This window comes from Paenibacillus amylolyticus (assembly GCF_051136285.1).
GTDB classification, from domain to species: domain Bacteria; phylum Bacillota; class Bacilli; order Paenibacillales; family Paenibacillaceae; genus Paenibacillus; species Paenibacillus amylolyticus_F.
Window position 1 is genome coordinate 5,338,221 of sequence record NZ_CP194938.1, and the last position, 14,020, is coordinate 5,352,240.

Genomic DNA, 14,020 nt, shown 5'->3' on the forward strand with positions numbered 1-14,020 from the left:
GTAGTAACGGTATGGGCGAATGTACTGCCCAAGTATGACGTCTAGGAGGTTAGTTCCCTGTGAAAATACACATGGTGAAAAAAGGCGATACATTATATCTGTTATCCCAAAAATACAATGTAGCGCTGGACAAATTAATTGCGGCCAATCCACAAATTGCAGATCCCGACAAGCTGGACATTGGAATGAAGGTCAAAATTCCCGCACAGCCAGTAACACCAAAGCCAGAGGGTGTGCTGCACAGTCACAAGGTAGTACAAGGCGATTCGTTATGGAAGTTGTCACAAGCCTGGGGTGTTCCGTTAAAAGACATGATCAATGCTAATCCACAATTGAAAAACCCAAATGCTCTTCTGGTAGGGGAGACCGTCTACATTCCTTCCATGCATACACAAGGGAATCAGGCTGTGAATACCAACATTGGCAATATTGGTGCGCAAGAAAAATTATCACCTGAAGGCAAAGAGTACACAGGCGTAAAAGAAGAAACGGCACCTGTAGTACCATCTCCCCCACCTCAGGCAGTTGAAAAGCCAGTCCCTGTACCAGCTCCTGCGCCTGTTGCTCCGGTTATGCCTAATGTAATGCCTGAATTGGAGGTTTTGCCGCAATTGCCGGAAATGCCTGAAATGAAACCCGAGAAGAAAATGGAGAAAAAAGAGGAGATGAAGCCCGAGGTTCAAGTTAAACCTGCGATCGAGGCTAACAAATCTCCCTTGCCTAATCTCTCACCTGATATGATGCCTTTACCGGTAATGCCTAACATGGAGCCGCCTGTGAATACTGCACCAGTGACTAAAGCTCCTTGTGGTTGTGGTCAAAAAATGCTCCATGCTCCGATAGAACATCCTTATATGCAAGTCCCGGTGCCAGCACAAGAGGTGTATGCTGTGCAGCAAAACAACATGTATACCGCAGGAGTGGCGAATAACTCTCCGTTCCCTGGTGTTCAGGATGTTGGTGCTTATAGTATGGGGGATATGCCTAACAGCCCGTGGACAGGAGCGGAACAGTCTTATAATCACAATAATGTCATGCCTAATTTGCCTAATGTATCTCCAGACATGGCGAATAATGCATTTCCAATTTCACCAGCTGGTCAGGTGAACAGTCCTTTCCCGAGTATTGTAGCTGCAAAGAACCAAATGAATCATCAGCCGCCATTGATGTCTCCGTACTCGATGCTTCCGTACCCTCCATGCGGATGTGGATCACATACACATGCACCTCAGTATACTTATCCTGCGTATGGTTATCAGGAACCGGTTTGGGGCATGTATGGTCATCCGAATGGTATGCCTCCTGAAATGTCCACATCTGTTATGCCGAATCACCCGATGGAATATGCTTATCAAAATCCGTATCCTGCTCAGAATATGGTTCCTCCATCTCCACTTGGTGCTTTTGGGGAGATGTACCCTTCTCAAGTCCAAAGTGACAATAGTGGGAAAAAGGGAGGACGTGACAATGCGAACTTAAGTCAGGCAGCATTCGAAGAAGCTGGTGCTGAATCTGAGGCGAAACCAACTCCGGCTAAAAATGGAACGACAAAACGGAGAACAAATAAGTCAACTGCAAAAAATAAATCGAAGGTTTCTGTCTCTGGAAAACCTTCCAGAGAAAACTCGGCTTCATCTAATTCACGGAAACCTGTTAAAAAACGTCGTAACCCCTGGATTCAACATTAAGGGTTTTTAACAGAAATTTATTGAGAGTTCTGTGAAAAGATCAGTTCTGCTATACTTAGGAACTGATCTTTTCACTTTTGTATGTGTATCACAAGAATGTAATGATATGCTCAAAACGATGGAGTTTGTGGATAAACCAAAATATCTGTGATAATGTTTGAAAGCCTTTTCAAAGGTATGTTACAATATGTATACGTTTTATTTTTACCTTGCTACAAGCTTGAAAGTGAAGTGTATATGCAAAGTTTAAGAGGAGTTAGAACTATTGTTAAAAAAAACTTGCATTAAATTTGGCGATATGATACATTATTTAAGTCGCCGCTGAAACACAGGGCTGGCGAAGAAAAACAAGTTTGATCTTTGAAAACTGAACAACGAGTGAGTGAACATTCTGCTTGCAGAATGAACGCGAAAGTTTGAAACGAGCCTTGGCTTGGATCGACTGGAGCAAAAATGAGATTTTTAATCTCGTCAGATTCAAAATGAGCTTATCGCTCTTTTCAATACCTCGATGAGTTTGACAGCGTTTAACGACGCTGACCAATTCATCTTCATTGGAGAGTTTGATCCTGGCTCAGGACGAACGCTGGCGGCATGCCTAATACATGCAAGTCGAGCGGACTTGAAGAGAAGCTTGCTTCTCGGACGGTTAGCGGCGGACGGGTGAGTAACACGTAGGCAACCTGCCCTCAAGCTTGGGACAACTACCGGAAACGGTAGCTAATACCGAATACTTGTTTTCTTCGCCTGAAGGAAACTGGAAAGACGGAGCAATCTGTCACTTGGGGATGGGCCTGCGGCGCATTAGCTAGTTGGTGAGGTAACGGCTCACCAAGGCGACGATGCGTAGCCGACCTGAGAGGGTGATCGGCCACACTGGGACTGAGACACGGCCCAGACTCCTACGGGAGGCAGCAGTAGGGAATCTTCCGCAATGGGCGAAAGCCTGACGGAGCAATGCCGCGTGAGTGATGAAGGTTTTCGGATCGTAAAGCTCTGTTGCCAGGGAAGAACGCTTGGGAGAGTAACTGCTCTCAAGGTGACGGTACCTGAGAAGAAAGCCCCGGCTAACTACGTGCCAGCAGCCGCGGTAATACGTAGGGGGCAAGCGTTGTCCGGAATTATTGGGCGTAAAGCGCGCGCAGGCGGTCATGTAAGTCTGGTGTTTAATCCCGGGGCTCAACCCCGGATCGCACTGGAAACTGCGTGACTTGAGTGCAGAAGAGGAGAGTGGAATTCCACGTGTAGCGGTGAAATGCGTAGATATGTGGAGGAACACCAGTGGCGAAGGCGACTCTCTGGGCTGTAACTGACGCTGAGGCGCGAAAGCGTGGGGAGCAAACAGGATTAGATACCCTGGTAGTCCACGCCGTAAACGATGAGTGCTAGGTGTTAGGGGTTTCGATACCCTTGGTGCCGAAGTTAACACATTAAGCACTCCGCCTGGGGAGTACGGTCGCAAGACTGAAACTCAAAGGAATTGACGGGGACCCGCACAAGCAGTGGAGTATGTGGTTTAATTCGAAGCAACGCGAAGAACCTTACCAGGTCTTGACATCCAACTAACGAAGCAGAGATGCATCAGGTGCCCTTCGGGGAAAGTTGAGACAGGTGGTGCATGGTTGTCGTCAGCTCGTGTCGTGAGATGTTGGGTTAAGTCCCGCAACGAGCGCAACCCTTATATTTAGTTGCCAGCACTTCGGGTGGGCACTCTAGATAGACTGCCGGTGACAAACCGGAGGAAGGTGGGGATGACGTCAAATCATCATGCCCCTTATGACCTGGGCTACACACGTACTACAATGGCCGGTACAACGGGCAGCGAAATCGCGAGATGGAGCCAATCCCAACAAAGCCGGTCTCAGTTCGGATTGCAGGCTGCAACTCGCCTGCATGAAGTCGGAATTGCTAGTAATCGCGGATCAGCATGCCGCGGTGAATACGTTCCCGGGTCTTGTACACACCGCCCGTCACACCACGAGAGTTTATAACACCCGAAGTCGGTGGGGTAACCGCAAGGAGCCAGCCGCCGAAGGTGGGATAGATGATTGGGGTGAAGTCGTAACAAGGTAGCCGTATCGGAAGGTGCGGCTGGATCACCTCCTTTCTATGGAGAATCGTTTCCCGCGTGGAAACATTCAAAAAGTCTTCAGGAAGTATGCTTCCGAAGCGAGCTTTACTTCGTAAAGCTTTCAACTCACTCGTTGCTCAGTTTTGAGAGCTCAAACTCTCAACACTTTTCGTTTATTCGACCGACACTTCTTGTGAACGGCCCGAATGAAACGATTTGTTCTTTGAAAACTAGATATCGAAACGAAACAAACGCGAATTAGAACATTCCTTTAAGCTGAACTTGTGTAAACAAGTGAAGTGTTTATAAGGTAGATTGCTGGAGCGAGTGATCGAAATGGAGCGACTTTTGGATTTGCGCAAGCAAACCAAGCGGAGCGACAGCTCGAACACGAGCGTCATGGTTAAGCTACTAAGAGCACACGGAGGATGCCTAGGCGCTAGGAGCCGATGAAGGACGTGGCGAACAACGAAACTGCCTCGGGGAGCTGTAAGCAAGCTTTGATCCGGGGATGTCCGAATGGGGAAACCCAGCTGGGGTAATATCCAGTTACTCACAACTGAATACATAGGTTGTGCAGAGGCATACCAAGGGAACTGAAACATCTAAGTACCTTGAGGAAGAGAAAACAATAGTGATTCCGTCAGTAGCGGCGAGCGAACGCGGAGAAGCCCAAACCAAGGAGCTTGCTCTTTGGGGTTGTGGGACGTCTCACATGGAGTTACAAAGGAACCGGTTAAGCGAAGAGGTCTGGAAAGGCCCGCCAAAGAAGGTAAAAGCCCTGTAGTTGAAAGTTGGTTCCCTCCGAGACGGATCCCGAGTAGTGCGGGGCACGTGAAACCCCGTATGAATCCGGCAGGACCATCTGCCAAGGCTAAATACTTCCTAGCGACCGATAGTGAAGCAGTACCGTGAGGGAAAGGTGAAAAGCACCCCGGAAGGGGAGTGAAATAGAACCTGAAACCGTGTGCTTACAAAAAGTCAGAGCCCGTTTTAGGGGTGATGGCGTGCCTTTTGTAGAATGAACCGGCGAGTTACGTTCCCGTGCAAGGTTAAGGTGAAGAGCCGGAGCCGCAGCGAAAGCGAGTCTGAATAGGGCGCCATAGTACGTGGACGTAGACCCGAAACCGGGTGATCTACCCCTGTCCAGGGTGAAGGTGCGGTAACACGCACTGGAGGCCCGAACCCACGCATGTTGAAAAATGCGGGGATGAGGTGGGGGTAGCGGAGAAATTCCAATCGAACTCGGAGATAGCTGGTTCTCCCCGAAATAGCTTTAGGGCTAGCCTCGGAAAACAGAGTCGTGGAGGTAGAGCACTGATTGGGTGCGGGGCCCGCAAGGGTTACCAAGCTCAGTCAAACTCCGAATGCCATAGACTTACTTCCGGGAGTCAGACAGTGAGTGCTAAGATCCATTGTCAAAAGGGAAACAGCCCAGACCATCAGCTAAGGTCCCCAAGTGTGTGTTAAGTGGGAAAGGATGTGGAGTTGCACAGACAACCAGGATGTTGGCTTAGAAGCAGCCACCATTGAAAGAGTGCGTAATAGCTCACTGGTCGAGTGACTCTGCGCCGAAAATGTAACGGGGCTAAACACACCACCGAAGCTATGGCTTGGATCGACTTCACTGCTTCTTTGAGGCGGTGTTTACCACAAGGACATTTTTGTCAGACAAGGGTTGTAATCTTGGAAGACCAAATGTTTCTCAGGGGATAAACACAGGACTTCGAAGCTGGAGTGAAGTCGATCCAGGGGTAGGGGAGCGTTGTATAAGGGTTGAAGGTGTACCGTAAGGAGCGCTGGACATTATACAAGTGAGAATGCCGGTATGAGTAACGAAAAGATCAGTGAGAATCTGATCCGCCGAAAGCCTAAGGGTTCCTGAGGAAGGCTCGTCCGCTCAGGGTAAGTCGGGACCTAAGGCGAGGCCGAAAGGCGTAGTCGAAGGACAACAGGTCGAAATTCCTGTACCACCGTAAATCGTTACGAGCAATGGGGGGACGCAGTAGGGTAGTGACGCGGACTGATGGATGTCCGTCTAAGCAGTAAGGCTGATGTGTAGGCAAATCCGCACATCGTAAGGCTGAGCTGTGATGGGGAGCGAAAATTACAGTAGCGAAGGTCATGATCTCACACTGCCAAGAAAAGCCTCTAGCCAGATGAAGGTGCCCGTACCGCAAACCGACACAGGTAGGCGAGAAGAGAATTCTAAGGCGCGCGGAAGAACTCTCGTTAAGGAACTCGGCAAAATGACCCCGTAACTTCGGGAGAAGGGGTGCCCCGGTAGTGTGAATAGCACGAGGGGGCCGCAGTGAAAAGGCCCAAGCGACTGTTTAGCAAAAACACAGGTCTGTGCGAAGCCGTAAGGCGAAGTATACGGGCTGACGCCTGCCCGGTGCTGGAAGGTTAAGGGGAGTGGTTAGGAGTAATCCGAAGCTGTGAACCGAAGCCCCAGTAAACGGCGGCCGTAACTATAACGGTCCTAAGGTAGCGAAATTCCTTGTCAGGTAAATTCTGACCCGCACGAATGGCGTAACGACTTGGGCGCTGTCTCAACGAGAGATCCGGTGAAATTTTAATACCTGTGAAGATGCAGGTTACCCGCGACAAGACGGAAAGACCCCATGGAGCTTTACTGCAGCTTGATATTGAATTTGGGTACGATCTGTACAGGATAGGTGGGAGCCTTAGAAGCATGAGCGCCAGCTTGTGTGGAGGCACCGTTGGGATACCACCCTGATCGTATCTAGGTTCTAACCTGGTACCCTCATCGGGTACGGGGACAGTGTCAGGTGGGCAGTTTGACTGGGGCGGTCGCCTCCTAAAGAGTAACGGAGGCGCCCAAAGGTTCCCTCAGAATGGTTGGAAATCATTCGAAGAGTGCAAAGGCATAAGGGAGCTTGACTGCGAGACCAACAAGTCGAGCAGGGACGAAAGTCGGGCTTAGTGATCCGGTGGTACCGCATGGAAGGGCCATCGCTCAACGGATAAAAGCTACCCTGGGGATAACAGGCTTATCTCCCCCAAGAGTCCACATCGACGGGGAGGTTTGGCACCTCGATGTCGGCTCATCGCATCCTGGGGCTGAAGTAGGTCCCAAGGGTTGGGCTGTTCGCCCATTAAAGCGGTACGCGAGCTGGGTTCAGAACGTCGTGAGACAGTTCGGTCCCTATCTGTCGTGGGCGTAGGAAATTTGAGAGGAGCTGTCCTTAGTACGAGAGGACCGGGATGGACGTACCGCTGGTGTACCAGTTGTTCCGCCAGGAGCACCGCTGGGTAGCTATGTACGGACGGGATAAGCGCTGAAAGCATCTAAGCGTGAAGCCCCCCTCAAGATGAGATTTCCCAGTATGTAAGACCCCTTGAAGACGACGAGGTAGATAGGCTGGGGGTGGAAGTGCAGCAATGCATGGAGCTGACCAGTACTAATCGGTCGAGGGCTTATCCAATAGCACGTTTGAGTTTGCGTAAGTTTCGTTTCGAATCTAGTTTTCAGAGAACAACACTCTGATGAATGGAAGAAGCTATGCTTCGATCCAATCGCGTTTGGTGGCGATGGCGGAGGGGTTCCACACGTACCCATCCCGAACACGACCGTTAAGCCCTCTAGCGCCGATGGTACTTGGACCGCAGGGTCCTGGGAGAGTAGGACGCCGCCAAGCGAACTCTTTCATCATACATAGAAAACAAGCTCTGCATGTGAACGTTGTACGATGAATTGCATTTGCATTGCAAATGTTTAATTATTCCCTGATAGCTCAGTTGGTAGAGCACTCGACTGTTAATCGAGTTGTCACAGGTTCGAGTCCTGTTCGGGGAGCCATTAAGGCCCGTTGGTCAAGGGGTTAAGACACCTCCCTTTCACGGAGGTAACAGGGGTTCGAATCCCCTACGGGTCATAGTTATTTTAATAACTAAAGAGTGGGATGAGAATCCCAAAGGTTCGTCGGAGGATCAACATCGTTAGCAGCTGCTTCGCAGTCTCGAACGAAGTGAGAGTATACCCTACGGGTTATAATTATGGAGGCTTAGCTCAGCTGGGAGAGCATCTGCCTTACAAGCAGAGGGTCGGGGGTTCGATCCCCTCAGCCTCCACCATATATATTTTAATGACGCGGGGTGGAGCAGCCCGGTAGCTCGTCGGGCTCATAACCCGAAGGCCGCAGGTTCAAATCCTGCCCCCGCAATTAAACTTTCCTAAGCGAAAGTGTTTTGGAACCGTGGTGTAGTTGGCCTAACATGCCTGCCTGTCACGCAGGAGATCGCGGGTTCGAATCCCGTCGGTTCCGCCATCTTTACATTTTTTTGCGGAAGTGGCTCAGCGGTAGAGCATCGCCTTGCCAAGGCGAGGGTCGCGGGTTCGATTCCCGTCTTCCGCTCCAATATTTTGCGCCCTTAGCTCAGCTGGATAGAGCGTTTGACTACGAATCAAAAGGCCGGGAGTTCGAATCTCTCAGGGCGCGCCATTATTTTAATAGTTTGCCGGCGTGGCGGAATGGCAGACGCGCTCGACTCAAAATCGAGTGGGAAACCGTGGAGGTTCGAGTCCTCTCGCCGGTATTTATAACGGGATGTAGCTCAGCTTGGTAGAGCACCTGGTTTGGGACCAGGGGGTCGCATGTTCAAATCGTGTCATCCCGATTCCTAAAAAACACTATCTGATCAGATAGTGTTTTTTTGTTTTAAATAAAAGCTGCATACAATTCGGGGTTCTGCATTATTGTTATTCATCGCTCAAGGCTTTTATCGGTACAATCAGAGTGGGTTTGCATAAAGGTTTATCCAATCGGTCACAATAGGTTTAAAAAAGTGATTGAAGGGGTCTATGTGAACAGGTTCAGCTTCAAAAAACAATTAAGGAAACGATGGCGGAGATGGAAACGAACATTGTGGATGACTGTCGCTATATGCGCGGTTACATTATTGGCATACCAAGGTTTGTCGATCTCTGCAGCAGTTGAACGTTTATTAACAACCAATTTTGGAGAAGCCGTAAGTGTTATGAGCACGGTCAAACAGGAGAAACGATCTGAACAGGAGATTCAGGTGCTTATAGAACAGCTTGAAACTGAGGGGAGTCAGTTAATACGTGTTGTTCTGCAAACCGAATATATTTGCGGTGTGGAGTCTGAGCAATTGGGCAGAATGGATATCCCCCAATTAAAAACACTACTTGCTCAACATCCGGAATGGGAGGCAAAGGTTACTTCATCGGATACCTTACTTCTGAGTCAAAGCGTAAATGATCTTTCACCGATATGTAAACAACAAGCATACATTAGTATCGATGCTGGCGGTAATCTCAATTTGTATGAGGGCAAACCGGCTGAGGAAAACGTTATTCGCACATTTTTTCAACTCGATGTAGGTACACTGGAAAGCTCACTGCCTGAAGGAGTGCTGGAGCAATTGCAAGAAGGTATTCGTATTCAGGATAAAGATGAGTATGATAGTGTGATCTCGACATTTAGTGACTTTGCTGTAGATGAAAGACATCGATTGCTTCGAAATGGCGGGTAAACAACGAGATAAGGAATATAAGTTTAACACTGTAGAATAAAGCACACATGTTGAATAAAACATATAGAGCAAATTTTTAAGCAAAGGACATCGGACGCATGTCCTTTTTTTCGTTTTTGAAAATAACCAGCCGTCTGTATAGAACAAGAATTTTGAGGAATGTCCACGAAATATAACAAGGTTTATCATAGACAAAGTTTTTCCTGCCGCAAGGCCTATCTTTTGTTATAATGAAATGAACGATACATATGTTCGCTTTTGTAAGGGAGAGATGGTTTTGCGTTTTTTGGGAATTGACCCGGGGATTGCGATTGTGGGGTTTGGTTTTGTGGATAAGATCGGGAGCAAAGTTGTGCCCGTACAATATGGATGTATTCAGACGGAGGCTCATACTCCTGATGAAGAGCGACTCCTTCACGTATATGAGGGCATTGTGCAGCTGATTGATAAATATAAACCTGATGCCGTTGCACTGGAGAAGCTCTTTTTTAACCGGAACGTAACAACAGCGATGTCTGTCAGCCAGGCTAGAGGTGTTATGATCCTTGCAGCTGCCCAGAAAGGTCTGCCTATTGCGGAGTATACTCCGATGCAGATCAAACAGGCCATTGTAGGATATGGCAAGGCGGAGAAAAAACAAGTGCAGGAGATGGTCAAAATGTTCCTTCGCCTGCAGGTTGTACCTAAACCGGATGACGTTGCAGATGCACTGGCTGTTGCTGTTTGTCATGCACATTCTTATACACTAAATTCCAAGTTGAATGAGGTATTGCGAAAATGATTGATTTTTTAAGAGGACAGTTCATACATGTCGAAAGTGATTATATTGTGCTGGATGTTCATGGGGTAGGTTATCGGGTGTTCTGCCCGAACCCCTATGCGTTTGCCAAGCAGGAAGGCGAAATTATCGTATATACCCATCACCATGTGCGTGAAGATGCGATGTTATTGTTTGGATTTGTGACACGAGAGGAGCAGCGTTTGTTCCGCAAACTGATTGAAGTATCTGGTATTGGGCCAAAAGTGGCATTAGGGATTCTTGCTGGAGGCACGCCTGATCATGTGGTCACAGCCATTTATCAGGAGAATCTGACGTTCCTCACGAAACTGCCAGGCATCGGTAAGAAAACAGCGCAGCGGATGATCCTCGATCTGAAGGACAAACTGGACGGTTTCGGTACAGCAGCGTATGAAACAGGTCTTTTTGCACCTCCATCCGAAGAGGTTGGAAGCGGTTCTGCATGGGACGAGGCGCGAGAAGGCCTGAAGGCGCTTGGATACACGGATAGTGAACTGGACAAAGTATGGCTCAAGCTGAAAAAAGATGTGACAACCGCAGATTCTGTGGATGTGTTGATGAAGCGGGCACTGCAGATGTTATTTACGGGATAATTTATTTTCATAGTAGAACTAGAGTTGCAACCTGCAAGAAAAAGGTGGGAAAAACATGGATGATCGGATAATATCCGCTAACCTGATGATGGAGGACCAGAACGTCGAATTAAGCCTTCGTCCCCGATATTTAAATGAATATATTGGACAAAATCAGGTGAAGGAAAATCTTAAAATATATATTGAAGCTGCTAAGTTACGGAATGAAGCATTGGATCATGTACTGTTATATGGTCCTCCGGGACTTGGCAAAACAACACTCGCTAATATTATTGCTAATGAACTCGGCGTAAACCTGAGAACAACTTCTGGCCCTGCAATTGAACGTCCAGGTGACCTGGCGGCTTTGCTGACGAATCTGCAAGAAGGGGATGTTCTATTTATTGACGAGATTCATCGACTTCATCGTACTGTTGAAGAGGTCATGTATCCGGCGATGGAGGACTCTGCTCTGGATATTATGATCGGCAAAGGGCCAAGTGCACGCTCCGTTCGGTTGGACTTGCCTTCATTTACATTGATTGGAGCTACGACGCGCGCAGGGCTTTTGTCTGCTCCGCTTCGTGACCGTTTTGGAGTCATCAGTCGTCTGGAGTTTTATACCGTTGATGAACTTGCGTACATCGTTTCACGATCCACTGAAATTCTGGGTGTAGAGATCGTTGGGGATGCGGCGGAAGAGATAGCACTACGTTCACGCGGTACACCACGGATTGCGAACCGTTTGTTGAAACGAGTACGTGATTTTGCACAAGTACGTGGTGACGGCATAATTACGCAAGTGCTGGCAGAAGAGGCATTGCAACGTCTGCAGATTGATCCACGCGGATTAGACGAAATCGACCATAAGATGCTCAAATCCATGATTAACAGCTTCCGTGGAGGCCCCGTTGGACTGGATACGATTGCGGCTACAATTGGGGAAGAATCTCAGACGATTGAGGACGTATATGAACCATATCTGCTACAGATCGGTATGATTCAGCGTACGCCGAGAGGACGAGTCGTAACCGATTTGGCCTATCATCACCTTGGTTTGCCTGTTCCGCCAAGGGACGGTAAGTAAGGCTTTGCTTCGGCTCCTTACCTCGTGGACACGAGAACTATGGGACAATAAATGACGAAGAAGATATAGCTTGGATATAAGCCAAAATGGAAGTCGCCAAGATTGAAGTTGAAATCTCAAGAGAATCTAACCGATATAAATGAAAGACATGCATGGAGAGGAGCCTGATTGTGGGAAAAGCAATACGCACGAAGAAGTGGAGTCGTCGATTGAAGGTACTGGCGGCTGCTCTGTTGACAGTAGGCTGTCTGCAATTGCCTGCTTTTGCGGCAGGTAATGATGGACAGTTGATCCGTGTAGCCCTGTTTGCGAATTTGGGGAGCACATATAAATCAACGACACCATTGATTACACTTGAATCGACAGGGGCATGGACTCTTCAGGCCGACGGGGGAACAAATGTCACTCTTTCATCTGGGCAAGCACGTTTTAGTGCGGATGGATTTCGCGTAAAAGTATTAGAGACTGCTGATTTTAAAACAGCCGCAGCTGCAGCAAAATCGCTTCAAGCTACCGCTGATAAACCTTTGCTGTTCGCAGCATCGTTTAATGGCACAACACTATATCAGCTGTACACAGGCAATTATGGGACAGCAGTGCTGGCAGGGCAAGCCGTCACTCGAGTGCAAAAGACAGCCGCAGCTCAATTGGCGGGACAGAAGCCCGTTGTAACAGGAAGCGAACGACTGTCAGCAGGCACGTACAGTTCTCTTCAGGAAGCAGAAGCAGTGCAGGCAAATCTGCTGTCAGCAGGATTTACAGCGTATCCGGTACTGCAGTTGGATGGAAGCAGCCAAGCCTATACGGTATGGGTAGGCGAAGCCACATCTGCGGCAGAGTTATCCACATTAAAACAGCGTGTGGAAGCAAGTGCAGCTGGCATTAATCTTTCTCCTGTAGGTAACAGTGCGGGTCTGATTATCCGCCAGGATGCAGGATTGAGTACGGATGCGCTTAAAACAGCTCCACATTATACGATCACAGGCAAGGATTCCAAAGTGATGGTGCAAGGTAGTGGCAACGGTATAAAAGTTATGGAGCGCTCCCAGCGGACATATCGCGGAGATATGGAGATCAGCACCGTTAATGGGGATTTAGCCTTGGTTAACGTTGTGCCGCTGGAACAGTATCTGTACTCGGTTGTTGGTGCAGAAGTATATTCTTCCTGGCCTGCTGAAGCACTTAAAGTGCAGGCTGTTGCTGCCCGTTCCTACGCACTTCAGCAAGGCGAGCGTTTCAAGATCGCCAATGTTGTGGATACAACGCTTAGTCAGGCGTATAACGGAATGAATTCCGAGAACGACAAAGTATCGAGTGCGGTGGATGCAACGGCTGGAGAAGTAATCAAAAGTGGTGACAAAATTGTAGAAGCCGTATTTTCTTCCAACGCCGGAGGGCAAACTGCTCATCCTTCGGAAGTCTGGAACGGTGGGGCTGGCGTGTTTACCAATGTGAACAGCCGGGGTGACCAGTCTGCTCAGGCTGGGCTGCATACTTGGTATCATGTTCTGTTGAGCTCAGGTGTGAGTGGATATGTTCGTGAGGACAATGTAAAACAATTAACGACGAAAACAGATGCGGGTCTCTCCAAAGTGACCGTAACCGCTCCAAATACAAACGTAAGACCTATACCGCTCATCCAATCCAATGTTGAACCGGTTGCCAAGATCAATCCTGGAACTGAGGTTGTTGTATTGGCAAAAGTCGCTCAATCTAATGATTACGCTTGGGTGAGAGGGCCATTTACTTCGGCACAACTGGTCAAGACACTTCAAGGCAAAACGACCGCAGCCGTTCCATCTTCCATTTCAACACTTGAAGTAACCAAGCGTGGACCTTCGGGAAGAGCCCTCGAAGTTACAGCTAACGGACAACCAATGCTAGTCAAATATGCTGATACCTATCGTTCTGCACTAGGCGGATTACCAAGCACTTTATTTGATATTGCAGGAACCGGAAGTTATACTGTATTAGGCGCTGACGGACAAAAAGTAAGCAAGACCGGATCGCAGGGTGCATCTGTATTATCTGCATCAGGCAAAGGAACCTCTTCAAGCAGTGCCCTGGTTGTCATGAGTGCGGATGGTCAAGCCAGAGCCGTGACACAAGGTCAGACCTTTATGTTTATTGGTCAAGGTAATGGCCACGGGCTTGGTTTATCCCAATGGGGAGCCAAAGGTATGGCTGATGAAGGGTATGATTACCAGGCAATATTGAAACACTATTATCAAAATGCGGTTATTGTAAAGGAATAAAAGACTACTATTGCATTAAGGAATGAAT

At 48.4% G+C, this 14,020-nt stretch carries 6 protein-coding genes, 9 tRNA genes and 3 rRNA genes; all 18 read left to right on the forward strand.

What is annotated here, in order from left to right; all coding sequences use genetic code 11:
- Positions 1–59 precede the first annotated feature (59 nt).
- The 18 genes from ACR8BL_RS23225 (at position 60) to ACR8BL_RS23310 (ending at position 13,992) form a co-directional block, all read left to right on the forward strand.
- A complete protein-coding gene (locus ACR8BL_RS23225; protein WP_434749738.1) occupies positions 60–1,688 on the forward strand; it encodes a LysM peptidoglycan-binding domain-containing protein in 1,629 nt (542 codons plus the stop codon).
- Between the two features lie 551 nt (positions 1,689–2,239).
- Positions 2,240–3,795: ribosomal RNA gene (locus ACR8BL_RS23230) — 16S ribosomal RNA — on the forward strand.
- Between the two features lie 365 nt (positions 3,796–4,160).
- Positions 4,161–7,208: ribosomal RNA gene (locus tag ACR8BL_RS23235) — 23S ribosomal RNA — on the forward strand.
- Positions 7,209–7,304: 96 nt separating this feature from the next.
- Positions 7,305–7,421, forward strand: a 5S ribosomal RNA gene (rrf, locus tag ACR8BL_RS23240).
- The 16S, 23S and 5S rRNA genes sit together here with 9 tRNA genes alongside, the layout of an rRNA operon.
- Positions 7,422–7,506: 85 nt before the next feature.
- Positions 7,507–7,582: transfer RNA gene (locus ACR8BL_RS23245), tRNA-Asn, on the forward strand.
- Positions 7,583–7,586: 4 nt separating this feature from the next.
- A tRNA-Glu gene (locus ACR8BL_RS23250) sits at positions 7,587–7,658 on the forward strand.
- A gap of 123 nt (positions 7,659–7,781) precedes the next feature.
- Positions 7,782–7,857: transfer RNA gene (locus ACR8BL_RS23255), tRNA-Val, on the forward strand.
- 15 nt (positions 7,858–7,872) lie between these two features.
- Positions 7,873–7,946 (forward strand) — tRNA-Met (locus ACR8BL_RS23260).
- Positions 7,947–7,973: 27 nt separating this feature from the next.
- A tRNA-Asp gene (locus ACR8BL_RS23265) sits at positions 7,974–8,051 on the forward strand.
- Between the two features lie 15 nt (positions 8,052–8,066).
- Positions 8,067–8,141: transfer RNA gene (locus tag ACR8BL_RS23270), tRNA-Gly, on the forward strand.
- A 7-nt stretch (positions 8,142–8,148) separates the two neighbouring features.
- A tRNA-Arg gene (locus tag ACR8BL_RS23275) sits at positions 8,149–8,225 on the forward strand.
- A 15-nt stretch (positions 8,226–8,240) separates the two neighbouring features.
- Positions 8,241–8,319 (forward strand) — tRNA-Leu (locus ACR8BL_RS23280).
- Between the two features lie 7 nt (positions 8,320–8,326).
- A tRNA-Pro gene (locus tag ACR8BL_RS23285) sits at positions 8,327–8,400 on the forward strand.
- 252 nt (positions 8,401–8,652) lie between these two features.
- On the forward strand, positions 8,653–9,279 hold the full coding sequence (locus ACR8BL_RS23290; RefSeq protein WP_434749739.1) for a BofC C-terminal domain-containing protein: 627 nt from the start codon (positions 8,653–8,655) through the stop codon (positions 9,277–9,279).
- A gap of 277 nt (positions 9,280–9,556) precedes the next feature.
- Complete coding sequence (gene ruvC, locus ACR8BL_RS23295; RefSeq protein ID WP_434749740.1) at positions 9,557–10,060, forward strand: crossover junction endodeoxyribonuclease RuvC; 504 nt, start codon at positions 9,557–9,559, stop codon at positions 10,058–10,060.
- Entirely contained in the window at positions 10,057–10,671 is a 615-nt protein-coding gene (gene ruvA, locus ACR8BL_RS23300; RefSeq protein WP_434749741.1) for a Holliday junction branch migration protein RuvA, read from the forward strand. The genes ruvC and ruvA overlap by 4 nt, the downstream gene beginning before the upstream one ends.
- Before the next feature lie 55 nt (positions 10,672–10,726).
- Positions 10,727–11,737, forward strand: a complete 1,011-nt coding sequence (ruvB, locus tag ACR8BL_RS23305; protein ID WP_434749742.1) for a Holliday junction branch migration DNA helicase RuvB — start codon at positions 10,727–10,729, stop codon at positions 11,735–11,737.
- 170 nt (positions 11,738–11,907) lie between these two features.
- Positions 11,908–13,992 carry a SpoIID/LytB domain-containing protein gene (locus ACR8BL_RS23310; protein WP_434749743.1) on the forward strand — a complete coding sequence of 695 codons (2,085 nt, stop codon included), beginning with the start codon at positions 11,908–11,910 and terminating at the stop codon, positions 13,990–13,992.
- Positions 13,993–14,020 lie beyond the last annotated feature (28 nt).